General features: G+C 72.2%; 20 protein-coding genes and 1 pseudogene. 9 read left to right on the plus strand and 12 right to left on the minus strand.

The window, feature by feature from the left end:
* Window positions 1-89 precede the first annotated feature (89 nt).
* From N8K70_RS15285 to N8K70_RS17155, 3 genes and pseudogenes are all read left to right on the plus strand, one after another.
* Complete coding sequence (locus tag N8K70_RS15285; protein ID WP_317139208.1) at window positions 90-323, plus strand: division/cell wall cluster transcriptional repressor MraZ; 234 nt, start codon at window positions 90-92, stop codon at window positions 321-323.
* The gene (locus N8K70_RS15290; RefSeq protein WP_317139209.1) at window positions 307-723 is read left to right on the plus strand and encodes a PIN domain-containing protein; all 417 of its coding nucleotides are present in this window, start codon (window positions 307-309) and stop codon (window positions 721-723) included. The genes N8K70_RS15285 and N8K70_RS15290 overlap by 17 nt, the downstream gene beginning before the upstream one ends.
* A 14-nt stretch (window positions 724-737) precedes the next feature.
* Window positions 738-881, plus strand: a pseudogene (locus N8K70_RS17155) (xylulose kinase); the annotation flags it as partial.
* Between the two features lie 151 nt (window positions 882-1,032).
* Here N8K70_RS17155 and N8K70_RS15295 read toward each other — a convergent pair.
* From N8K70_RS15295 to N8K70_RS15310, 4 genes are read right to left on the minus strand one after another with little or no spacing between them, the layout of a single operon-like run.
* Window positions 1,033-2,544: a mannitol dehydrogenase family protein gene (locus tag N8K70_RS15295; protein ID WP_317139210.1), complete on the minus strand. Its 1,512-nt coding sequence runs from the start codon at window positions 2,542-2,544 to the stop codon at window positions 1,033-1,035.
* Window positions 2,541-3,386: a carbohydrate ABC transporter permease gene (locus N8K70_RS15300; protein ID WP_317139211.1), complete on the minus strand. Its 846-nt coding sequence runs from the start codon at window positions 3,384-3,386 to the stop codon at window positions 2,541-2,543. The genes N8K70_RS15295 and N8K70_RS15300 overlap by 4 nt, the downstream gene beginning before the upstream one ends.
* Window positions 3,383-4,327, minus strand: coding sequence for a carbohydrate ABC transporter permease (locus N8K70_RS15305; RefSeq protein WP_317139212.1), 945 nt, complete (start codon window positions 4,325-4,327; stop codon window positions 3,383-3,385). The genes N8K70_RS15300 and N8K70_RS15305 overlap by 4 nt, the downstream gene beginning before the upstream one ends.
* Window positions 4,328-4,384: 57 nt before the next feature.
* On the minus strand, window positions 4,385-5,755 hold the full coding sequence (locus tag N8K70_RS15310; RefSeq protein ID WP_317139213.1) for an ABC transporter substrate-binding protein: 1,371 nt from the start codon (window positions 5,753-5,755) through the stop codon (window positions 4,385-4,387).
* Window positions 5,756-5,894: 139 nt separating this feature from the next.
* On the opposite strand from N8K70_RS15310, the gene N8K70_RS15315 reads away from it, so the two are divergent.
* Window positions 5,895-6,671, plus strand: a complete 777-nt coding sequence (locus tag N8K70_RS15315) for a DeoR/GlpR family DNA-binding transcription regulator (protein WP_317139214.1) — start codon at window positions 5,895-5,897, stop codon at window positions 6,669-6,671.
* A gap of 9 nt (window positions 6,672-6,680) precedes the next feature.
* On the opposite strand, the gene N8K70_RS15320 is transcribed toward N8K70_RS15315, so the two are convergent.
* Window positions 6,681-7,238 (minus strand): nucleotidyltransferase family protein, encoded by a 558-nt coding sequence (locus N8K70_RS15320; protein WP_317139215.1) that lies wholly within the window; start codon window positions 7,236-7,238, stop codon window positions 6,681-6,683.
* Between the two features lie 66 nt (window positions 7,239-7,304).
* Here N8K70_RS15320 and N8K70_RS15325 point away from each other — a divergent pair, with 66 nt between their 5' ends.
* From N8K70_RS15325 to N8K70_RS15340, 4 genes are all read left to right on the plus strand, one after another.
* Window positions 7,305-8,573 carry an XdhC family protein gene (locus tag N8K70_RS15325; protein WP_317139216.1) on the plus strand — a complete coding sequence of 423 codons (1,269 nt, stop codon included), beginning with the start codon at window positions 7,305-7,307 and terminating at the stop codon, window positions 8,571-8,573.
* Window positions 8,574-8,689: 116 nt separating this feature from the next.
* On the plus strand, window positions 8,690-10,051 hold the full coding sequence (locus N8K70_RS15330) for an 8-oxoguanine deaminase (RefSeq protein ID WP_317139217.1): 1,362 nt from the start codon (window positions 8,690-8,692) through the stop codon (window positions 10,049-10,051).
* Between the two features lie 16 nt (window positions 10,052-10,067).
* A complete protein-coding gene (locus N8K70_RS15335; RefSeq protein ID WP_317139218.1) occupies window positions 10,068-10,904 on the plus strand; it encodes an FAD binding domain-containing protein in 837 nt (278 codons plus the stop codon).
* On the plus strand, window positions 10,901-13,819 hold the full coding sequence (locus tag N8K70_RS15340; RefSeq protein WP_317139219.1) for a molybdopterin-dependent oxidoreductase: 2,919 nt from the start codon (window positions 10,901-10,903) through the stop codon (window positions 13,817-13,819). The genes N8K70_RS15335 and N8K70_RS15340 overlap by 4 nt, the downstream gene beginning before the upstream one ends.
* 62 nt (window positions 13,820-13,881) lie before the next feature.
* Here the strand turns inward: N8K70_RS15340 and N8K70_RS15345 are convergent, their stop codons facing one another.
* Window positions 13,882-14,637: an SDR family NAD(P)-dependent oxidoreductase gene (locus N8K70_RS15345; RefSeq protein ID WP_317139220.1), complete on the minus strand. Its 756-nt coding sequence runs from the start codon at window positions 14,635-14,637 to the stop codon at window positions 13,882-13,884.
* 148 nt (window positions 14,638-14,785) lie between these two features.
* On the opposite strand from N8K70_RS15345, the gene N8K70_RS15350 reads away from it, so the two are divergent.
* Window positions 14,786-16,222: an NCS2 family permease gene (locus N8K70_RS15350; protein WP_317139221.1), complete on the plus strand. Its 1,437-nt coding sequence runs from the start codon at window positions 14,786-14,788 to the stop codon at window positions 16,220-16,222.
* A 16-nt stretch (window positions 16,223-16,238) separates the two neighbouring features.
* On the opposite strand, the gene N8K70_RS15355 is transcribed toward N8K70_RS15350, so the two are convergent.
* The 6 genes from N8K70_RS15355 to N8K70_RS15380 all read right to left on the minus strand — a co-directional run bounded on the left by N8K70_RS15355 (window position 16,239) and on the right by N8K70_RS15380 (window position 21,935).
* Window positions 16,239-16,976, minus strand: a complete 738-nt coding sequence (locus N8K70_RS15355) for a helix-turn-helix domain-containing protein (RefSeq protein WP_317139222.1) — start codon at window positions 16,974-16,976, stop codon at window positions 16,239-16,241.
* Window positions 16,977-17,005: 29 nt separating this feature from the next.
* Window positions 17,006-18,040 carry an adenosine deaminase gene (gene add, locus N8K70_RS15360; protein ID WP_317139223.1) on the minus strand — a complete coding sequence of 345 codons (1,035 nt, stop codon included), beginning with the start codon at window positions 18,038-18,040 and terminating at the stop codon, window positions 17,006-17,008.
* A gap of 53 nt (window positions 18,041-18,093) precedes the next feature.
* A complete protein-coding gene (locus tag N8K70_RS15365) occupies window positions 18,094-18,960 on the minus strand; it encodes an ABC transporter permease (RefSeq protein ID WP_317139224.1) in 867 nt (288 codons plus the stop codon).
* Window positions 18,957-19,886, minus strand: a complete 930-nt coding sequence (locus N8K70_RS15370) for an ABC transporter permease (protein WP_317139225.1) — start codon at window positions 19,884-19,886, stop codon at window positions 18,957-18,959. The genes N8K70_RS15365 and N8K70_RS15370 overlap by 4 nt, the downstream gene beginning before the upstream one ends.
* Window positions 19,876-20,700: an ABC transporter ATP-binding protein gene (locus tag N8K70_RS15375; protein WP_317139226.1), complete on the minus strand. Its 825-nt coding sequence runs from the start codon at window positions 20,698-20,700 to the stop codon at window positions 19,876-19,878. Before N8K70_RS15375 ends, N8K70_RS15370 begins: the two co-directional genes overlap by 11 nt.
* 164 nt (window positions 20,701-20,864) lie before the next feature.
* A complete protein-coding gene (locus N8K70_RS15380) occupies window positions 20,865-21,935 on the minus strand; it encodes an ABC transporter substrate-binding protein (protein WP_317139227.1) in 1,071 nt (356 codons plus the stop codon).
* Between the last annotated feature and the right edge of the window lie 33 nt (window positions 21,936-21,968).

The following is a 21,968-nucleotide window of genomic DNA, read 5'->3' on the forward strand; positions in this document are numbered from 1 at the left end:
CCGCGCGATGACGGTGCCCGCATCCTACCGACGTGCCGGCGCCGCGCCACCGCCGCTGGGGATGCCATGAGAATGGTAGGATGCATACCATGCTGACGACCATGGACAAGGCGGGTCGCGTGGTGATCCCCGCGTCGCTCCGCGCTCGGATCGGGCTCGTGCCGGGCCCGATCGACGTCGTCGTGGACGGGAGCGGGTTGCGGATCGAGATCCCCGCCACGGATGCGGTCGAGACACGCGACGGCTTCCTCGTGATCGCAGCCGACGGCCCCCCGGTCACGGCGGACGGCATCCGGGAGCTGCGCCTTGCCGACCAGCGCTGAGCTCCTGCTCGACACGAGTGCGGCGCTCGCGCTCGTCCAGCCGTCGCACGACAGGCACGAAGCGGTCATGATCACCGTCAAGGGCAAGGCGCTGGGCCTTGCAGGGCACGCGCTGATCGAGACGTACTCGGTGCTGACGCGCCTTCCCGGCGCCCCGCGCGTCGCTCCCGCGACAGCGGCTCGCATCGTCCGCACGAACTTCCCCGGGAGCCATGCGCTGAGCACGGAGGGCGCGCTGTCCGCCGTGCCGGAGCTGCAGGCGGCGGATGTCTCGGGCGGCGCCGTCTACGACGGGCTCGTCGCTCTCGCCGCCCGCGAGGCCGACGTGCGCCTGATCACATGCGACCGCCGGGCGATGCCGACGTATGCCCGCCTCGGGGTCGACGCCCTTCTCGTCTGACCGCGGAGCTTCACCGGCCGCCGAAGGCCGCGATCGCCCTCACCACCGAGATCGGCGCGGCCGCGCACGCACAACGCACCGGCCTCGTCCCCGTGGCCTCCTTCACCGCCACGAGACTCCGCTGGCTCGCCGACACCGAACCCGACAACACCGCACGGAGCTCGACAGAACGGAGCTCGACGGAACTGAGCTCGACAGAACTGAGCTCGATGGAACTGAGCTCGACGGGACGTTCGGACGCCGTGGATCGGCCTTCCCGCCATCGGGAGACGCGACCCGCGGCATCCGACGACGGGCCGAGACGGCGCGTCACCCCTTCCCGCGATCGACGAGCCCCCGCACCGTCGCGAGCGCGCCGTGGTCGGACAACGACCTCAGCGCCTCGAGATAGGCGTCGCGGAAGCGCTCGTCGTCGGCGAGGTCGCCGAAGAAGCGCCGGTTCGCGATGAAGGCGGTGGGGTCGTCGCGCTGCGTGCGGGCGATCGCGACGAGCTCGTCCGCGGAGCGGTCGACGACCTCGATCGGCTCGCCCTGCTCGTCCGCCCCCTCGGCGTACCGCGCCCAGCTCGCGACGATCGCGGCGGAGCGGCGGACGTCGCCGCCCGCGGCGAGGCGCTCGCGCACGACGGGCAGCAGCCAGGTGGGGATGCGGTCGCTCGACTCCGCGCACAGCCGCGCGAGGGTGTCCCGGATGGCCGGGTTCGCGAAGCGCTCGATGAGCGTGGCCTTGTACGCGTCGAGGTCGACGCCGGGGACCGGACGCAGCGTCGGCGTCGCCTCGAGGTCCATGTAGTCGCGGAGGAACGCCGCGATCGCCGGATCGGCCGTGGCCTCGTGCACGTACCGGTAGCCGCCGAGGGCGCCGAAGTAGGCCATGCCCTGGTGGCTGGCGTTGAGGAGACGCAGCTTCATGAGCTCGTACGGCTCGACGTCGTCCACGACCTGCGCGCCCGCCTCCTCGTACGCCGGGCGGCCGGCCGGGAAGCGGTCCTCGATGACCCATTGGAAGAACGGCTCCGCGACGACGGGCCAGGCGTCGTCGATGCCGAACCGGTCGGCGACCAGCCTCCTGTCCTCCTCCGTCGTGACGGGCGTGATGCGGTCGACCATCGAGTTCGGGAAGGCGACGTGGTCGACGACCCAGCGCCCGAGCTCGGGGTCCCGCAGCGACGCGAACGTCGAGAAGACGGTCCGTGCCTTGTCGCCGTTGCCCTGGACGTTGTCGCACGACATGACCGTGAACGGCTCCGTGCCGCGCTCCCGGCGACGGGCCAGCGCCTCGACGACGAGGCCGAAGACGGTCGCGGGCGTCGCCCCGCGCGCGAGATCGGCCTGGATCGCGGGCGCCGACGAGTCGAACTCGCCCGTGACCTGGTCGACGTTGTACCCGCCCTCCGTGATCGTCAGCGACACGATGCGCAGGGCCGGATCGGCGAGCCGCTCGATCACCGCCTCCGGGTCGTCCGGCGCGTACAGGTAGTCGACGATGCTTCCGACGACGCGCGCGTCGAGGTGGCCGTCGGGGTGCTTCCGCACGAGCGTGTACAGGCCGTCCTGCGCGGCGAGCGCGTCGCGCATCGCGACGTCGGCCGGCAGCACCCCGATGCCGACGATGCCCCAGCCGTCGCCCCTGCCCCGCTTCAGCAGGTCGTCGACGACGACGGCCTGGTGCGCACGGTGGAACCCGCCCACGCCGAAGTGGGCGATGCCCGCGCGCACGGCGTGGCGGTCGTATGCGGGCAGCTCGACGTCGTCCCGAGCCGCGGCGATGCCGCGCAGGGCCTGCGAGCTCAGGGCGATCGGGTCCGTTCGGTTCGTCATTTGATGGCTCCCATCGCCAGTCCGCGGACGAGTTGCTTCTGGGCGATCCACCCCGCCGCGACGACGGGCAGGATCGCGATGGTCGACGCCGCCGACAGCACCGCGAGGAACTGCCCGCGGCCGTCGACGAAGCTGGTCAGGAAGGGCGGCGTCGTGCGCGCCACGTTCGCCGTGAGGAGGTTCGCGAGGAAGAACTCGTTCCACGCGAAGATGAAGCAGATCAGCCCGGCCGCGGCCACGCCGGGCAGCACCATGGGCAGCACGATGCGGAACATCTCGGTGCCGAGCCTCGCGCCGTCCAGCTGCGCCGCCTCCACGATCTCGCCGGGGACCTCGACGAAGAACGACCGCATCATCCACACCGCGATCGGCAGGTTGATCCCGACGTACAGGAGGGTGAGCGCGCTGAGGTTGTCGAGGAGACCGAGCGTCTGCAGGAGGAGGTAGACGGGGATGATCGAGGCGGCCACGGGCATGAACCGGGTCGACAGGAAGAAGAACAGCGCATCGCGCACGTTCTTGATCGGCCGGATGCTCAGCGCGTACGCCGCCGGGATGGCGAGGGCGAGCACGATGAGCGTCGACACGACGCTCGCGGAGAAGGAGTTGACGAGGTACGGCAGCATGTCGCGGTCGAACACCGCCTCGAACTGCCGCGTCGTGAACTCCGCGAAGAACGTCGGAGGAGAGGTCGCGGCGTCCCGCTCGTCCTTGAACGCCGTGAGCACCATCCACGCGACGGGGAAGAAGAACGCGAGGACCAGCACCCAGGTGACGGCGGTGATGAGCGCCGCGCGGCCTCGGACGGCCCACGGCCGGCGACGGACGACGGTCGGGCTCATCGGGAGATCCCTTCGGTCGAGAAGACCTTGAACAGCGTGCGCAGCGCCACGAGGGCGACGGCGATCGTGACGATCACCGTGATCACGCCGTAGGCGGCGGCCTCGCCGACCTCGAGGCCGACGAAGGCGCGTTCGTAGAGCAGGTACGACAGCGTCTTCGTCCCGCCCGTGCCTCGCGTCATGATCGCGATGGGGTCGAACGTCTGCAGCAGCATGATCGAGGCGAGCAGCACCGCGATCTCGGTGTACTGGCGCAGGTGCGGCAGCGTGATGAGACCGAACGTCCGCACCGGGCCCGCGCCGTCGACCGATGCCGCCTCGAGCACGTCCCGGCTCTGCGACTGCAGCCCGGCGAGCAGGATCAGCATCATGAAAGGCGTGTACTGCCACGTCAGCACGATGATGACCGTCCAGATCGGCACATCCGTGTTCCACGCCACGGGAGGGATGCCGACGAGCCCGAGGAGCCAGTTCGCGATGCCGCTCGAGGCGTCGAGGATCGACCACTTCCAGATGAGCGCGGCCGCGGCCGGCATCACGAGGAAGGGCGTGATCATGAGGGTGCGGGCGACTCCCTGCCCCACGAACCTCCTGTCGAGCAGGACCGCGAACAGCAGGCCGAGCACGAACGAGAGCACGACCGAGCTGCCGGTGATGAGCACCGTCGCCCAGAGGGACGACAGGAACGAGCCGTTCGCGAACACCGTCACGTAGTTCTCGAACCCGACGAACTCCCGCTGCCCCGGCCGCAGCAGGTTCCAGCGCTGCAAGGAGTAGGAGATCGTCAGCAGGAACGGGATCTGCGTGAGCACGATCGACACGGTGAGCGCCGGCCACACGAGCGCCCTGGCCACGCGCAGCGGGCGTGTGCCGCTCGCCCTGCCGTCTCGGATCGCCGAGGGCCCGGGCTGCACCACGGTCTCGGTCATGGTGACCGTCATCGGCGCCTCTCCTTCATGATCGAGGACGGCGGGGCGCGCGGCGCGCGCCCCGGTCCGCTACTGCTGGGCGTCCCCGGCCTGCTGTGCGAGCTCCTGCCCGCGCTCGAGGACCGGTGCGAGCTCCGAGCGCCCCGCGAACACCTCGGCGAGCTGCTGCGAGAGCTGGTTCCCGACGTCCTGGAACTCCGGGATCGTCACGTACTGGATGCCGACCCAGGGCTGCGGGTCGACGCCCGGCTGCTCGGGGTCGATCGACGTGAGGATGTCGTAGGTGATCGGCGCGAACGCGGCCGAGGCCTCGGCGTAGTCGGGGTTCTCGTACGTCGACTCGCGGGCGCCGGGCGGCACGCGCGTCCATCCCAGCTCCTCGCCGACGAGCTGGTGGTACTCCTTGCTCGTCGCCCACGTGACGAACTCGAGCGCCGCGTCGGCGTTCTGGGTGGTCTCGGGGATCGCGAGGTTCCACGACCACAGCCAGCCCGACTCCTCCGTCTCGACGACGGGGGCGTGCGCATAGCCCAGGGAGCCGGCGACCGACGACGCCTCCGGGTCCTCGAGGATCCCCGCCGCGACGGTCGCATCGACCCACATGGCGGCCTCACCCTGGCTCACCGCGTTGAGGCACTCGGTGAACCCCGTCGACACCGGGTCCGACTCGCCGGCGTCGCGCACGAGGTCGATGTAGAACTGCACGGCCTCGGCGAACTCCGGCGAGTCGACCTGGGCGTTCCAGTCCTCGTCGTACCAGTTGCCGCCGAACGTCTGCACGACGGTCGTGAGCGGCGCGAACAGCTCGCCCCATCCGGGCTTGCCGCGCAGGCAGATGCCGGCGGTCTCGTCCGAGTCGACCGTCCGCGCGATCTCCGCGACCTCCTGCCACGTCGGGCGTTCCGGGACGGTGATGCCCGCTGCGTCGAGGATGTCCTTGTTGTACATGAGCATGGACGACTCCCCGTAGAAGGGGACGGCGTAGAGCGAGCCGTCGACCGTGACGACGTCGCGCACGGGGCCGAACAGGTCGTCGACGTCGTACTCCTCGTCGGCCTCGAGGTCGGGGCCGAGGTCGCGGATCCATCCGTTCTCCGCCCAGATCGGCACCTCGTAGGAGCCGACCGTGACGATGTCGTACTGCCCGCCGTTCGAGGCGACGTCCTTCGTGACGGCGTCGCGGAGGTCGTTCTCCTCCATCTGGATGAAGTTGATCGAGATGTCGGGATGGTCCTCCTCGAAGAAGCCGACGAGCTCCTCCATGTCCTTCATCTGCGGGTTGTTGACCGTGGCGAGGGTGAGCTCGACGGGTCCTCCCGCGCTGCCTCCCCCGCCGCCCGCTCCCGCGCATGCCGCGAGGACGAGGGCGCCCGCGGCGAGGCCGCCGGCGGCGGATGCCGCGCGGCGGGCGGTGCGTGCCGATCGCGATGTGAGCTTCATTGTTCGCCTCCCTGCGCGTCACGACGATGTGAACGCTGCCGTCACGCTATGCCGGAGGTTCGCGTACATTCCTGTACATTCATCCGGTGCCGGTGTACGTTTCCCGTACGCTCTCGCCCATCCGGGAAGGAGGCCGCCGATGACGACGACGCGCGACACGGCCGCGAGCCGGCGGAGGCGGATCGTCGCGATCGCCCGCGAACGGGGCGCGATCGACGTCGCCGATCTCAGCGCGCAGCTCGCCCTCGCCCCCGCCACGCTGCGCCGCGACCTGCGCGCGCTCGAGGCGGACGGGCTCGTCCGCCGCTCCTACGGCATGGTATACGCGGTGGAGACGACCCGCTACGAGACGAGTCTCGCGCTGCGGGCGGCGAGCGACTCGGAGGAGCGGAGCGCCATCGCCCGCGCGGCGGCCGAGGCGATCGGCGAGGCGACGACGGTCTACGTCGACGAGGGACGGACGACGCTCCTCGCCGCCGCGCAGCTGCCGAAGGAGCGCCCGCTCACGGTCGTGACGCCGTCCCTCCCCGTGGCGGCGGAGCTGGCGTCGGGCACGCCGCACGAGGTCCTCCTCCTCGGCGGCCGGGTCCGGGGCCGCACGCTCGGCACGGTCGACTACTGGGCCCGCGACATGCTCTCCGAGTTCGTCATCGACGTCGCGCTCCTCGGAGCCAACGGCGTCGCCCTCGACGAAGGCCTCACGACGCCCGACCCCGCCGTCGCCGCGATCAAGTCGATGGCGGTGCGCGTGTCGAAGCGGCGCATCGTCGCGTGCGAGCACACGAAGTTCGGCGTCAACAGCTTCGCGCGCTTCGCCCGGATCGCCGACATCGACCTCTTCGTCACGGGCGGGCGCCTCTCCCCCACGCTGACGCGGCGGATGACCCAGCGGGGCGCGCAGTTCCTGCAGGTGTGAGCGCCGGCCTCACCGCCGGTCGATGTCGTCGCCCGACCACAGGTCGGAGCAGTCGACCTCGACGGCGCCGTGGGCGACGAGGTAGGGGCGTGCGCCTCGATCGCCCGAGACGGAGGCGGCGAGCGGCGCGAGATGACGGGCGCCGACGAGCACGGGATGCCCGGGGCGCGTCCCGTAGACGGCCTGGGCGAGCGCCGAGCGCGGCTCGCCCGCGGCGGCGGCGACGACGCGGCGGACGGCGGACGGCGGGGTGTCCGGGGTGTCGACGGGCAGGACGACGACCGCATCGGCGGGGCCTGCGGCCCGGATCCCGGCCCGCAGCGACGCCGCCACGCCCTCGGCCCAGTCCTCCGCGACCGCGACCTGCGCGTCGTCCGGCACGAGCGCGGACGCCTCGCCCGCCCCGGCGCCGAGCACGACGACGACCCTCGCGCACCCGCCCTCGCGCAGGGTCTCGACCGCCGTCCGCACCCAGGGCGCGCCGTCCGCCGCGCGGGCGAGCGCCTTCGGGCCGCCGAACCGCGTGCCCGCCCCGCCGGCGAGCACGATGCCGCAGAGTCCCGTCATCCCTCGACCGTATCCCCCGCCCTCGGCCGTCTCACGTCTGAAACACGGCGCGACTACCGTGGCGGGATGCTCGACCTCGCCTCGCCCCTCCTCGACCGGCTCGCCGCGGGGAGCCGCGTCGTCGTCGTCACCGTGACGCGGGTGGCGCGCAGCGCTCCGCGCGGTCTCGGCGCCTCGATGGCGGTCGTGGGCGACGGCGAGGTGATCGGCTCGATCTCGGGCGGCTGCGTCGAGGGCGACTCCGTCATGCTCGCCCATGCCGTGCTCGGAGACGGGGAGGCGCGGACGGCCCGGTTCGGCTTCGACGACGACACCGCGCACGCCGCGGGGCTCGCGTGCGGCGGCCAGGTCGACGTCATCGCGTTCGAGGTGCGCGCAGACGACGCGACCGCCGTGGACGCCCTCCGCACGGCGGCGGACGACCGCCCCACGACGATCGGGCTCGTGCTCGACGGCCCCCGCGCGGGCCGGGTGGTGCGGAGGGACGACCCCGCGCTCGACGACCGCGCCGCCGCCGACCTCGACGCCGCGGCGCTGCTCGCCGAGACGCGCGTCGTCGCGGGGGGCCTGGCCGAGCGGAGGACGTCGCGCCCGCCGGAGGACGAATCCCCCGAGATCGTCCTCCCCTCGGCGTCTTCTCCTCCTGCCGGCACGACGGACGGCCCGGGCGCAGCCGGGCGCGTCCTCGCCGTGTCGCGGGCTCCCCGGCCTCGGCTCATCGTCGCGGGCGCGAGCGATCACGCGGCGGCGCTGTGCCGGGTCGCCGCCGCGGCGGGCTTCGCCGTCACGATCGTCGACGCCTGGGAGCTGCTCGTCACGTCCGACCGCTTCCCCGACGCGGCGGAGCTCGTCGTCGCGCTGCCGCATGAGCACCTCGCCGGGCTCGGGCCCGACGACATCGACGCGCGGACGGCCGTGTGCGTGCTCACGCACGACACGCGCCTCGACGTGCCGGCGCTCCGGCAGGCGCTCGCGATGCCCATCGGGTTCGTCGGGGCGCTCGGCGCGCGCACCACGGCCGCCCGTCGCGTCGAGCTGCTGCGCGAGGCGGGCGCGTCCGACGACGATCTCGCGCGCCTGCACTCGCCGCTGGGCCTCGACCTCGGAGGGTCGTCCCCCGCCGAGACGGCCGTGTCGGTCGTCGCCGAGATCCTCGCCGCCCGCCACGGCGGGACCGGAAGGCCTCTCCGCGACCTCGCCGGCCCGCTGCACCGCGACCGCCCTCTCGCCGAGGCCGCGCTGCCTCGCGCGGGCGCGCGCCCCGACGCCGTCTCCTGCGCGATCGCTCCCCCGCCGCCCGGACGACGAAGCATCCGCGAAACACGGGGCTCCTAGGATCGGCGGTGCGTGTCCCATCACCATGACCTCGCGCGGCGGGCTCAGGGCGGGGACTGCGACATCCGTCACAGGCCCCGAGGAGCATCCGTGAGCACCATCCCGCAGGAGCGTCGATGATCCGACGCACGATCATCGAGGGCGGCCACGTCGCGACCGTCGACGCCGCGGGCACCGAGCACCGCACGGGCCACGTCGTCGTCGAGGACGGCCGCATCACAGCCGTCGGCCCCGGCCCGGCGCCGGCCGCGCTGCGCGAGGAGGCGACCGTCGTGGACGCGGCGGGCTGCCTCGTCACCCCGGGCCTCGTGAACACGCACAACCACCTGTACCAGTGGCTCACGCGCGGCTACGCGCAGGACGCGATCCTCTTCGACTGGCTCACCACGCTGTACCCGCTGTGGGCACGGATCGACGCCGACCTCACGCGCGACGGCGCCGCGGGCGCGATGGCGGTGCTCGCGCGCTCGGGCTGCACGACGGTCGGCGATCACCACTACGTGTTCCCCCGCGGGTCCGGCGACATCGTCGGCGCGCTCGTCGAGGCGGCCACCGGCATCGGCGTGCGCCTGCACGCCACGCGCGGCTCGATGGACCTCGGGGCCTCGCAGGGAGGCCTTCCGCCCGACTTCGCGGTGGAGACGACGGATGCCGCGCTGCACGCCTCGCAGGACGCCGTCGAGCGCTGGCACGACCCGGCCGACGACGCCCGCGTGCGCATCGCGATCGCCCCGTGCTCGCCCTTCTCGGTGACCTCGGACCTGCTGCGCGAGGCGGCCGTGATGGCGCGCTCGCTCGGCGTGCGGCTGCACACGCACGCCTCGGAGACGGCGGAGGAGGACGCCTACTGCGCCGAGCGCTTCGGCATGTCGCCCACGGAGTACCTCTCGGGCCTCGGATGGCTCGGCGACGACGTGTGGATGGCGCACGCCGTGCATCTCGACGACCCGGCGATCGCGCAGTACGCCGCGACCGGCACGGGCGTCGCCCACTGCCCCTCCTCGAACGGCCGTCTGGCGTCGGGGATCGCGCCGGTGCGGGCGATGCTCGACGCGGGAGTCCCCGTCGGCCTCGGCGTGGACGGTGCGGCCTCGAACGAGTCGGGGCAGCTCGGCGTCGAGATCCGCGAGGCGGTGCTCATGGGGAGACTGCGATCCGGCTCCGGCGCGATGAGCGTGCGCGACGGGCTCCGGATGGCCACGGCCGGCGGAGCGCGCGTCCTCGGGCGCCAGGACGAGATCGGCTCGCTCGAACGGGGCAAGCTCGCCGACATCGCCGTGTGGTGGGTGGGCGGCGTCGAGCACGCCGGCATCGTCGACCCCGTCGCCGCTCTCGGGCTCGGGGCGCTGCCCCCGCTGCGGCGGCTGCTCGTCGGGGGCCGCACGGTCGTGGAGGACGACATGCTCGTCACGGCCGACGAACGCCTGCTCGCCGAGCGCGTCGCGTCGGCGTCCCGCACCCTGGCGGACCGCGCATGAGAGCGGGGAGGATCCGGTGGACCTGAACACCGTCGCCTCGTTCCGCGTCGCCCGGACGCGGGACGATCTCGCACTCGCCCCCGGCGAGACGCCGCTCGCGGGAGGGACGCTGCTCTTCAGCGACCCGCACCCGCACATCACGGGGCTCGTCGACCTCACGGGGCTGGGATGGCCCGCGCTGGAGGTCCTGGAGGACCGGCTGCGGATCGGCGCGACCTGCACGATCGCGCAGCTCGTCGCCTTCGCCGAGGGCCGGTCCGGGTTCCTGCCAGCGAAGGGATGGACCGCCGTCCCCCTGTTCGTCGACGCCGCCAACGCCCTTCTGGCGTCCTTCAAGATCTGGAACACCGCGACCGTCGGGGGCAACATCGCCCAGTCGTACGCGGCGGGCTCCATGATCGCGCTCGGCGCCGCGCTGGACGCCGAGGCCGTCGTCTGGACCCCCGGCGACGGAGAGCGGCGGATGCCCGTGTCCGAGATCCCGGCGGGCAACGGCGTCAACACGCTCGCGCGCGGCGAGATCATCCGCGCCGTCGACGTCCCCGAACGCGCCCTCCGCTCTCGCGCCGTGCTGCACAAGACGGCGCTCGCCGAGCTCGGCCGCTCCGGGGCCGTCGTCACGGGGCGGGTGGACGCCGACGGCTCGTCGACGTTCGGGATGACGGCGTCCGTCGAGCGTCCCGTCGTGCTGCGATGGCCGTCCCTGCCCGGGGCCCGGGAGCTCGCCGAGGCCGTCGCCGCGGCCGTCGGGTACTACACCGATCCGCTGGGCGCCGCCGACTGGCGGCGCGGCGTGAGCGTCGTGCTCGCCGAACGCTGTCGCGCCGATCTCGCGGAAGGAGCACGACCATGAGACTCGAGGTCAACGGCTCGCCCCTCGACGCCGACCCGCGCCCCGGCCAGTGCCTCCGCACGCTGCTGCGCGAGCACGGCCACACCGAGGTGAAGAAGGGATGCGACGCGGGCGACTGCGGCGCCTGCGGCGTGGTCCTCGACGGCTCCCCGGTGCACTCCTGCCTCATCCCGGCGATGCGCGCGGAGGGAGCGTCCGTCACGACCGCGGCCGGGCTCGCCCCCGGAGACGCCCTGCATCCGGCGCAGGAGGCGCTCGTCGAGCACTTCGGCTTCCAGTGCGGGTTCTGCACCGCGGGCATGAGCGTCACGGCGTCGTCCCTCCGTCCCGGCGACGAGCACGACCTCGACCGCCGTCTCAAGGGCAACCTCTGCCGCTGCACGGGGTACCGGCCGATCCGCGAGGCGATCGCCTCCACGCTCGGACCGGTGCGCGAGACGGGGCCCGCCCCGGCCCCCGCGACCCGCCCTGACCCCGCCGCGCACGGCGTCGGGCGCTCGGCCGTCCCCGAGCCGGCGCGCCGGATCGTCCAGGGGCTCGAGCCCTACACGTTCGACGAGGTTCCCGCCGACGCCCTGATCCTCCGGGTCCTCGGATCGCCGTATGCCCATGCGCGCATACGATCGATCGACACCGCGGCCGCGGAGGCCGTGCCGGGCGTCGTCGCCGTGTTCACCCATCGGGACGTCCCCGACGTCCGGTACTCCACGGCCCGTCACGAGCACCGGACGGACGACCCCGACGACACGCGGATGCTCGACGACGTCGTCCGCCACATCGGCCAGCGCGTCGCGGCCGTCGTCGCCGAGACCGCCGCGGCCGCGGAGGAGGCCTGCCGCCTCATCGCCGTCGCGTACGAAGAGCTTCCCGCCGTCTTCGACCCCGAGGAGGCGCGCACGCCCGGCGCCCCGCTCATCCATCCCGACCGCACGATCGCCGACCGCGTCGCCGACGCCGCGCGGAACGTCGTCGGCGCGCTCCACGCCGGCCACGGCGGCGACGTCGACACGGCGCTCGCGGCGAGCGCCGTGACGGTCTCGGGAACGTGGCAGACGTCGCGCACATCGCACGCCCAGCTCGAGACGCACGGCGCGGTCGGCTGGCTCGACGACGGCGTGCTGACCATCCGCTCGTCGACCCAGGTGCCGTTCCTCACCCGCGACGAGCTGTGCCGCATCTTCGATCTGCCCCGGGAGGGGGTCCGCGTCTCCGCCCCGCGCGTCGGCGGCGGCTTCGGCGGCAAGCAGGAGATCTTCGCCGAGGACCTCGTCTCCCTCGCGGTGCTGAGGACGGGACGCCCCGTCGCCTACGAGTTCTCGCGGACCGACGAGTTCCTCCGCTCCTCCGTCCGCCATCCGATGCGGGTGTCGGTGACGCTCGGCGCCGACGAGGACGGCCGTCTCACCGCCGTGAAGCTCGACGTGCTCAGCGACACGGGCGCATACGGCAACCACGCGCTCGGCGTCCTGTTCCACGGCGTCGCCGAGTCGGTGACGATCTACAACACCCCGGCCCTGCGCATCGACGCGGAGGTCGTCTACACGAACAACGTGCCCTCGGGGGCGTTCCGCGGGTACGGCCTGGGCCAGGTCATGTTCGGCATCGAGTCGGCGATGGACCTCCTCGCCGAGCGGCTCGGCGTCGACCCGTTCGACCTGCGGCGCCTCAACGGCATCCGCGACGGCGACCCGCTGCGCACGGCCGACGGATCGATCGAGCACGATCTCGTCTGGGGGAGCTACGGCCTCGACCAGTGCCTCGACCTCGCGCAGGACGCCCTGGCCCGCGGCGCCGGGGAGGACGCGCCCGACGGATGGCTCGTGGGCGAGGGGATGGCCGCGGCGATGATCGCGACGATGGCGCCGCGCGGGCACATCGCCCACACCTCCGCGACGCTGCGTCCCGACGGGACGTTCGTGCTGCGGACCGGCACGGCCGAGTTCGGCAACGGCACGACGACCGTGCAGCGGCAGATCGCCGCGAGCGTGCTCGGCGTGGGCTTCTCGCGGCTGAGGCTCGACCACGCCGACACCTCGCTCGTCGACCACGACACGGGCGCCTTCGCCTCGGCCGGCACGACCGTCGCCGGCAAGGCGCTGTACGCCGCCTGCCTCGCGCTGCGGGAGCGGATGGTCGAGGTGGCGGCGGGTGTCGCCGGAGCGACGACGGCGGACTGCGCCTACACGCCGGACGGTGTGCGGACGCCGGAGGGCGTGGTGGGCTTCGACCGGATCGTCGCGGCGGCGCTCGCGGAGGATGAGGCAGGGGGGTTGGCAGGGGGGTTGGCAGGCGGATCGGCGACGGCCCGAACGCCGGAGATCCCGCGAACGCCGGGTCGAATCGGCTCGTCTCATCCGGCGTTCGCGGGATCTCCGGTCCCCGGGGTCGGAATCGACGCGGGGGACGGGGCGGATGTCCGGAGCGCGACACGCACGGACGGCCTCACCGCCACGGGCGAGGAGCTCGGCGAGCACCGCTCGCTCGCGTTCAACGTGCACGCGGTGCGCGTCGCGGTGGAGCCCGGGACGGGCGCCGTCCGCATCCTGCGCTCCGTGCACGCCGCCGATGCGGGCTTCGTCATCAACCCCGCGCAGTGCCGCGGCCAGATCGAGGGCGGCGTGGCGCAGGGCATCGGAGGAGCGCTCTACGAGCAGGTGCTCGTCGAGGACGGCCGCGTGCTGAACCCGGCGTTCCGCACCTACCGCGTGCCGCAGTCGGTCGACATCCCCGACACGGAGGTCCTCTTCGCCGACACGAACGACGACCTCGGCCCGTTCGGCGCGAAGTCGATGAGCGAGTCGCCGTACAACCCGGTCGCCCCCGCCATCGGCAACGCCATCGCGCGGGCGCTCGGCCGTCGGCCGTTCCATCAGCCCTTCACGCGCGACCGGGTCTGGCGGCTCGTGCAGGGCTGAGCCCCTCGCGCATCCGCGCCGCCGACCGGGCGTCGCCCGGCCGACCGCCTGCACCCCGCGGGTCAGACGGTCGTGTAGCCGCCGTCGATGAGGTAGTACGCGCCCGTCACGAACGAGGCGTCGTCCGACAGGAGGAAGCGGACGACCTTCGCGATCTCCTCGGGACGACCGAGGCGGCCGAGCGGATGCCTGGCCTTCAGCCCCTCGAGCGCCTCGGGTGAGAGCGAGGCGTTGACGAGCGGGGTGTCGATGTAGCCGGGGCCGACCGCGTTGATGCGCAGCCCCTGCGCGCCGTACTCCGCGGCGGCGTTCTTCGTGAGCCCGACGACGCCGTGCTTCGCGGCCGTGTAGGCGGCGTTGCCGAGCGCGGCGACCGTGCCGTGGATGGACGCCATGTTGACGATCGCGCTCCCCTCCGCGCCCGCCTCCAGCAGGGCCGGGATCTGGGCGCGCAGGCCGTAGAGCACGCCGCTGAGGTCGATGTCGATGACGCGTCTCCAGTCGTCGACGTCGACCTCGCCGGTCGGGGCGTTCCTGCCCCCGATGCCGGCGTTGTTCACGGCGTAGTTGAGCCTGCCGTAGGTGTCCTTCGCGAAGGACACCGCCTTCTCGCTGTCCGCCGCGACCGCCGTGTCGCCCCGGAACGCGGCCGCCGTGCCGCCCGATGCCCCGATCTCGTCGACGACGCGCTGGGCGGCGGCGAGAGCGATGTCCGTGACGACGACCTTCGCTCCGAGCCCGGCCAGCTCCTTCGCGATCGCCTCGCCGATGCCCGAGCCGCCGCCCGTGACGAGGGCGACCTTTCCGTCGAATGCCATAATGATCCCTTCGATCTCCTGTCGGCACGATCCATGCTCTTGCATGGATGAACGTCGGCAAGCCTACGCTTATCGAAGAGGCGTCGGCCCGCCACGCCGACGCAGTCCCCATCCGACCCCGCCCTCATCCCCTGGAACGTCGAACCCCATGAGCACCACCACCGCGCCGCGCGCCGCCATCGACCGCTTCTTCCGCATCGCCGAACGCGGCTCGACCGTCGGGACGGAGATCCGCGGCGGCCTCGTCACCTTCTTCGCGATGTCGTACATCGTCGTGCTCAACCCGCTCATCATCGGCACCTCCGCGGACGGCACGGGCGAGTTCCTGGGCGGAGGGGATGCCCCGAACCTCGGCATGATCGCCTCCGCCACCGCGCTCGTCGCGGGCGTCATGTCGATCCTCATGGGCGTCGTGGCGAACTTCCCGCTCGCGATGGCGGCGGGCCTGGGGCTCAACGCGGTCGTCACCTATTCGATCGCCGCCCTCCCCGGCGTCACCTGGGCGGACGCCATGGGCGTCATCGTGATCGAGGGCGTCCTCATCCTGATCCTCGTGCTCACGGGCTTCCGCGAGGCCGTCTTCCGCGCCGTGCCGACGCCGCTCAAGACCGCCATCGGCGCCGGCATCGGCCTCTTCATCACGCTCATCGGCCTCTCGAACGCCGGCTTCGTCACGGGCGACGGCTCGACCATCCTCGCCCTCGGCGACCTCGGGACCTGGCCCATCCTCGTGTTCGTCGTGGGCCTTGTCCTCGCGATCGTCCTGCACGCGCGAGGAGTCAAGGGCGCCATCCTCATCTCGGTCCTCGTCGCGACGGCTCTCGCGATCGTGCTGGAGAACACGCTGCATCTCGGTGCACGCAGCGACGAGAACCCCGGCGGCTTCAACTCGCCGCCGACGTTCACGGGTGTGGTGGCGGTGCCGGACTTCTCGCTCCTCGGGCAGTTCGATCTGCTGGGATCGTTCCAGAGCATCGGCATCGTCACCCTCGTCCTCCTCGTCTTCACGCTGCTGCTGGCCGACTTCTTCGACACGATGGGCACCATGGTCGCCATCGGCGCGGAGGCGAAGCTGCTCGACAAGGACGGCAACCCGCCTCGGACGAAGCAGATCCTCGTCGTCGACTCCCTCGGCGCCGTCGCGGGCGGGATGGGCTCGGTGTCGTCGAACACGGCCTTCGTCGAGTCGACCGCGGGCGTCGGAGACGGTGCCCGGACGGGGCTCGCCTCCGTCGTCACGGGCATCGCGTTCCTCCTGTCGACGCTGTTCGCGCCGCTCGTCGCGCTCGTGCCCTATGAGGCGGCGGCCCCCGCGCTCGTGCTCGTCGGCTTCCTCATGCTGACGCAGGTCACGGGCATCGACTGGAAGGACGTCGAGGTCGCCCTCCCCGCCTTCCTCACGATCGTCGTCATGCCGTTCACGTACTCGATCGCCGACGGCATCGGCGCGGGGTTCATCGCCTTCATCGTCGTGAAGCTCGCCCGGGGGAAGGCGCGCGACGTCCACTGGCTCATGTGGCTCGTCGGCGCCCTGTTCGTCGTGTACTTCGCGATCGAGCCCCTCCGGGCGCTCCTCGGCGCATAGACGGGCGAGGACGCCGTCAGCGGCGGACGGTCTCCTTCACGACGAGCAGGCGCGCGGGAGCGTCGTCGAGCGTCCACCAGCGATGCGCGACCCCGCCCGCGTAGAAGGTCGAGTCGCCGGGCGCGAGGGCGTGCACGACCCCGTCGAGCTCGACGCGCACGGCGCCGCTCAGCGCGTAGAGGAACTCGCCCTCGGCGTGCACGAAGAGCTCCCCGGGATCGGCGCGGGAGACGTCGACCTCCAGGGGATGGAACCCCCGCGCGCCGTGGGCGAGCATCCGCGCCGTCCCGGAGGAGAAGCCCTCCGGGACCGCGCCCTCCCCCGCGCGCAGCACCTCGACGCGGACGCCGCGCGCGGCAGGCGGATCGGCCGCTGCGATGAGCTCGATCGGACTCGTCTCGAGGGCCACCGCGATGCGCCGGAGCGATCCGAGGCTCGGCTGGTGGATGCCGCGCTCGACCTGGCTGAGGAACGGATGCGACAGGCCGGTCGCCGACGCGACGCGCGCGAGGGTCAGGCCGCGCGCCTTGCGGAGCGCGCGGATCTGCGCCCCGAGCCGTGCGGCCGTGTCGGGGTCGGGGGTCGCACGGTGCTCGGCGTCCCGAGCGCCGGGGATGTCGCGGAGGCCGGACGATTCCGGCCCGGACGATCCGGCGTTCGCGGGATCTCCGGCGCCGGGGGCCGGACCCGGGTCGCCCCGCGAGCCGGCACGGCCCCCATCCGCCCGGCCGACGTCCTCCGCGTCCGTCGGCACGGCGCGCCCCGCCCGGCGGCCCGCCACTGTCAGCTCGCGAGGACGACGCCGTGCGCCGAGGCGTACGCCTCGACGTCGGCGATGTACGCCGCCCGGCGGGCGGGCGTCAGCCATGACGCCTCGAAGGAGTTGACCGCGAGCCGCGCGAGGTCGCCCGCGTCGAGGCCCGCGCGCTCGGCGAGGGCAACGTAGTTGTCGGCGACGTAGCCGCCGAAGTACGCCGGGTCGTCGGAGTTGATCGTCACGCGCACGCCGGCGCGCAGGAGCCGGACGATCTCGTCCGACTTCATCTCCTCGCTCACGAACGAGTTCGACAGGGGGCACGTCGTGAAGCCGAGGCCGCGCTCCTTCGCCGCCGCGACGAGCGCGGGGTCCTCGACGATGTTCGTGCCGTGGTCGACCCGGTCGACCCCGATCTCCTCCAGCACCTGGCGGATGTGCTCGATCGACCCCTTCTGGTCGATGTCGCAGTGCATGGTGGTGAAGAAGCCCTCGGCCTTCGCCCGCGCGAACACCGCCGCGAACTTCGCGGGCGGGTTGTCGCGCTCGTCGGAGTCGAGGCCGATGCCCGTGATCCACGCCCTGTAGGGAAGCGCCTCCATGAGCGTCGACATGGCGTGCTCGGCGGAGAAGTCGCGCAGGAAGCACAGGATGAGCTCCGCCGAGACGCCCAGCTCGTCCTGTGCGCGCACGGCCGCGCGGCGATACCCCGTGACGACGTTCGCGAACGGCACCCCGCGACTCGTGTGCGCCTGCGGGTCGAAGAACATCTCGACGTGGACGACGCCGTTCTCCCTCGCGCGCTCGAGGTACGCCCAGGCGAGGTCGTGGAAGTCCTCCGCGGTCTGCAGGACGTTCATCGCCGGGTAGTACACGGCGAGGAAGCTCGTGAGATCGGTGAAGTCGTACGTCGCCGTGATCTCCTCGACGGTCTTCTCGGCGAGCTCGATGCCGTTGCGCGCGGCGAGGGCGAACCTCAGCTCGGGCTCCAGCGTGCCCTCGAGGTGGAGGTGCAGCTCGGCCTTGGGCAGCCCGTAGGCGAACGTCGTGAGGTCGACGGTCATGGATGTGGTTCCTTTCGGGGACGCGGCGGGATGTGGGCTCGGACGCCCGCTCGTCAGGCGCGGTCGGCCATGCCCATGCGGGCGAGCACGACGGACTCGACGATGGCCACGAGGTTGTAGAGGACGAGCGCCGCAGCGGTGACGAGCACCACGGCCGTCCACAGCGCGGAGAACTGCGCCTGGGAGCTGTAGGCGCCGACCGCGCCGCCGATGCCGCCGCCCACGGCGAGCCACTCGGCGAGGAGCGCCCCCGTGATGGCGCCCGGCACCGAGATGCGCACGGCCGCGAGGAGCGAGGGCAGCGAGCTCGGCAGGGCCACCTTGCGCAGCGCCGTCCAGGCGTTGCCGCCGTAGACCTCGATGACGTCGCTCATCTGCGGGGAGACCTGGCGCAGGCCGAAGACGATGTTCACGAGCGCGGGGAACAGCACGACGATGCCCCCGATGACGGCGACCGTCACGGAGCTCCGGCCGAAGATGAGGATGATGACGGGCGCCATGGCGACGAGCGGGACGGAGCGCAGCAGCATCGCGAGCGGCATGAGCGCGTGCTCGATGCCCTTGCTCAGCTGGAACGCCATCGCGACGACGAGCGCCACGACGAGACCCGCGACGAAGCCGATGGCGGCGTCGCCGAGCGTCACGGCGAGCTGGCCGAACAACTGCGCGCGGTTCTCGGCGGCGTTCGGCATCGTGACGAGGAAGTTCCAGACGTCCAGCGGGCCCTTGCCGACGTACGCGGTCACGCCGAACGCCCACAGCAGCCCCTGCCACAGCACGAGCACGGCGACGATCGTGAGCACGAAGGTCGTGACGCTCGATCCGAGGGCACGGAGCGTGGCGCGACGCGCCTCGCGGCGGACGTCGTCCGTCGGGGCGGTGGAGGAAGCGGTCGCCGGCGGGGACAGGGTCTCGGTCATGCCGCCGTCCCCTTCGACCAGGGCGCGATGGCGCGCGCCACGACGCCCAGCAGGGCGAATCCGACGAGCGCCACGAGGCCCGACACGAGCGCGAGACCCCACACACGCGGGGCGTCGAGTCCCTGCTGCGCGGCGATCATGGCTGGCCCGATCCCGTACTGCACCTTGCCGAAGAACTCTCCGAGCACCGCGCCGAGGAACGCTGCCGGCACCGCGATCTGCAGGGCGTTGAGGATCGACGGCAGCGCCGCGATGAGGCGCACCTTGCGCAGCTGGGTGAGGCGCGAGCCGCCATAGACGGCGACGACGTCGAGAGCCGACCTGTCGGCGGCCTTGAGGCCGAGCAGCGTGCTCACGACGGTCGTGAAGAACACCGACAGCGCAGCGAGGAAGATCGCGTTCCCGGCCGGCTCCCCGGCATCCGGCACGGGGATGATGACGACGAGGAGGATGCCGATGGCGACGATCGGCACGCAGTAGGTGATGATCGCGAGCTGCATCACGACGCCCTCGAGCCGCGGCAGGACGAGGACGACGGCCGAGAGGAGCAGCGCGAGGGCGTTGCCCCACGCGTATCCGATCCCCGCCTCGGCGAGCGTGACGCCGAAGTTCCGCGCGTAGAAGTCCCAGCCGGACGAGAAGAGTCCCTCGATCACCTGCGGCGGCGACGGGATGGACTGCACGCCTCCGGCCCCGACGTTCGAGAAGACGGTGTCCGCGAGCACCCACCAGGCGATGATCACGGCGACGATGCCGATGGCGCCGATGAGCCAGGACGGCAGCCGGACGTCCTCCCAGACGATCCGCGCGCCCCGCCCGTCCGGAGCCTGCGCCGACAGCGCGGCCACCGCCGTGTCGGAATCGGTCACGGTCGCGGCGTCCGGGGTGCCCGGCCCGACCGCGCCATCCGGCCGCTCAGTGCTCATCGTCGCCCTGGCCGTCCGCGCCGAACAGGAGCTCCGAGGCCTCGTCGACGTACGCGTGGAACTCCGGCGTGCGCATGAGCTCGGGAGTCCGCGGTCGCGGCAAATCGATGTCCATGACCTTCTTGATGCGGCCGGGACGCGGGCTCATCACGGCGACCTTGTCGCTGAGGAAGATCGCCTCCGAGATGCCGTGCGTCACGAGCAGCGTCGTCGCGGGCTTCTCGGTCCAGATGCGCAGGAGCTCGAGGTTCAGCCGCTGGCGGGTCATGTCGTCGAGTGCGCCGAACGGCTCGTCGAAGAGCAGGACCTCGGGCTTGAGGATGAGCGACCTGGCGATCGAGACGCGCTGACGCATGCCGCCGGACAGCTGCGCCGGCTTGGCCTTCTCGAAGCCCCTGAGGCCCACGAGCTCGATCATCTCGCTCACGTACGCCCTGTCGACGGGCTTGCCCGCGACCTCGAACGGCAGCTGGATGTTGGCCTGCACGCTGCGCCAGGGCAGGAGCGCGGAGTCCTGGAAGGCGATGCCCAGATCGTTGTCGCGGCGCAGCTCCTTCGGGCTCTTGCCGTCGACGCGGGTCGTGCCGCTCGACGGCTCCTCGAGGCCCGCGAGGATCCGCAGGATGGTCGACTTGCCGCATCCCGAGGGGCCCAGCAGCGAGAGGAACGTGCCCTGGTCGGTGTGGAGGTTCGCGTCCTGCAGCGCGACGACGCTCTTGCGTCCCACGCGGAAGACCTTGTTGAGCCCGGAGATCTGCAGGCCGGTGCCCGGAGGCGTCGGAGCTGCACCGGTGTGGGTGGCCGTGTCTGTCACGCGTGCTCCCTGTGTCGGAATCGGTTCGGAAGGGGTGAGGGCCGGCGGGCCGGGAACGGGCCGGCCGCCGGCCCGAGGGCCGGAGATGTCGCGAACACCGGATCCGAATTCGGCATCCTCTCCGGCGTTCGCGAGATCTCCGGCGTTCAGGGCCTGGTCAGAGGTCAGCCCGCGTAGTCCACGAGGTCGGGGTTCTCCTCGTACACCTCGTCGAGCAGGCTCAGGTCGAACAGGTCGTCGGCCGTCACCTCGATGCCGGCGCCCGCGAGGCTCGCGATCGTCTCCTCCTGCAGCGCCTCGCTGATGGTGAACAGACCGTTCTCCTCGGTGTCGTCCGAGACGACGAGCGCGTTCTGCGCCTCCGAGCCGGCGAGCGTCTTCTCGGGGTCGAGCCCGAGGTCGGCGCCGTAGGTCTCGATCGCGAGGTCGGCGCCGAGCTGCGGGTCGGCGACGGCATCCGTCCATCCCTTGATCTCGGCGACGAGGAAGTCCTTGAGCAGCTCGCGATCGGAGTCGATCTTCTCCTGCGTCACCGTCACGGTCTCCGCGACGAAGGGGAGGTTGTTGTCGGCGAACGCGAGGTTCGTCGTCTCGATGCCCATGAGGTCGACCGCGATGGCCTCGTTGGTGAGGTACGCGATGAAGCCGTCGACCTCGCCGTTGACGAGCGGCGCGGGGTCGTACTGCACGGGCACGACCTCGACGTCGGCGGGGTCGATGTCGTTGGCGGCGAGCAGCGCGTTGAAGAGCGAGGTGTTCGAGTCCTGCACGCCGATCTTCTTGCCGACGAGGTCCTCCGGGGTGGCGATGTTCCCGCCGTCGGCGAGCGACAGCACCGTGAAGGGGTTGGCCTGGAACGTCGCGCCGATGATCTTGAGCGGAGCGGACTCGTTCGCGATGGCCGTGCCGACCGCGACCGAGTCGCTCAGCGCGATGTCGGCGTTGCCGCCGAGCAGCTCCGCGACGCCCGTCGAGGGACCGGGGACGAGGTTGACGGAGTCGAAGCCGGCCTCCTCGTAGTACCCCTCCGAGTCGGCGACGTACTCGCCCGCGAACTCCTCGTTGAGGATCCAGCTGAGCTGGAGGGTGACGTCGCCGTGGCTCGCGGACTCGCCGGAATCGGATGCGGCGGGAGCGTCGTCACCGGTGCTGCAGCCGGCGAGGACGAGGGCGGACGCCGCGACGACGACGGCGGATGCGCCGAGCCGCGAACGGCGGGAGGAAGGCAGGGACATGCTGTTCTCCATCTGCAGGGGGTGATGCTCTCG

Origin of the sequence: Microbacterium sp. AB (assembly GCF_032878875.1) — a bacterium.
In the GTDB taxonomy this organism is placed as follows: domain Bacteria; phylum Actinomycetota; class Actinomycetes; order Actinomycetales; family Microbacteriaceae; genus Microbacterium; species Microbacterium betulae.

What these genes read in the sequence shown, in the direction of transcription:
- N8K70_RS15285 (WP_317139208.1), top strand. Translation starts at nt 90, where the DNA reads ATGCTGACGACCATGGACAAGGCGGGTCGCGTGGTGATCCCCGCGTCG.
- N8K70_RS15295 (WP_317139210.1), bottom strand. Translation starts at nt 2,544, where the DNA reads ATGACGAACCGAACGGACCCGATCGCCCTGAGCTCGCAGGCCCTGCGC.
- N8K70_RS15300 (WP_317139211.1), bottom strand. Translation starts at nt 3,386, where the DNA reads ATGAGCCCGACCGTCGTCCGTCGCCGGCCGTGGGCCGTCCGAGGCCGC.
- N8K70_RS15305 (WP_317139212.1), bottom strand. Translation starts at nt 4,327, where the DNA reads ATGACGGTCACCATGACCGAGACCGTGGTGCAGCCCGGGCCCTCGGCG.
- N8K70_RS15310 (WP_317139213.1), bottom strand. Translation starts at nt 5,755, where the DNA reads ATGAAGCTCACATCGCGATCGGCACGCACCGCCCGCCGCGCGGCATCC.
- N8K70_RS15315 (WP_317139214.1), top strand. Translation starts at nt 5,895, where the DNA reads ATGACGACGACGCGCGACACGGCCGCGAGCCGGCGGAGGCGGATCGTC.
- N8K70_RS15320 (WP_317139215.1), bottom strand. Translation starts at nt 7,238, where the DNA reads ATGACGGGACTCTGCGGCATCGTGCTCGCCGGCGGGGCGGGCACGCGG.
- N8K70_RS15325 (WP_317139216.1), top strand. Translation starts at nt 7,305, where the DNA reads ATGCTCGACCTCGCCTCGCCCCTCCTCGACCGGCTCGCCGCGGGGAGC.
- N8K70_RS15330 (WP_317139217.1), top strand. Translation starts at nt 8,690, where the DNA reads ATGATCCGACGCACGATCATCGAGGGCGGCCACGTCGCGACCGTCGAC.
- N8K70_RS15340 (WP_317139219.1), top strand. Translation starts at nt 10,901, where the DNA reads ATGAGACTCGAGGTCAACGGCTCGCCCCTCGACGCCGACCCGCGCCCC.
- N8K70_RS15345 (WP_317139220.1), bottom strand. Translation starts at nt 14,637, where the DNA reads ATGGCATTCGACGGAAAGGTCGCCCTCGTCACGGGCGGCGGCTCGGGC.
- N8K70_RS15350 (WP_317139221.1), top strand. Translation starts at nt 14,786, where the DNA reads ATGAGCACCACCACCGCGCCGCGCGCCGCCATCGACCGCTTCTTCCGC.
- add (WP_317139223.1), bottom strand. Translation starts at nt 18,040, where the DNA reads ATGACCGTCGACCTCACGACGTTCGCCTACGGGCTGCCCAAGGCCGAG.
- N8K70_RS15365 (WP_317139224.1), bottom strand. Translation starts at nt 18,960, where the DNA reads ATGACCGAGACCCTGTCCCCGCCGGCGACCGCTTCCTCCACCGCCCCG.
- N8K70_RS15370 (WP_317139225.1), bottom strand. Translation starts at nt 19,886, where the DNA reads ATGAGCACTGAGCGGCCGGATGGCGCGGTCGGGCCGGGCACCCCGGAC.
- N8K70_RS15380 (WP_317139227.1), bottom strand. Translation starts at nt 21,935, where the DNA reads ATGTCCCTGCCTTCCTCCCGCCGTTCGCGGCTCGGCGCATCCGCCGTC.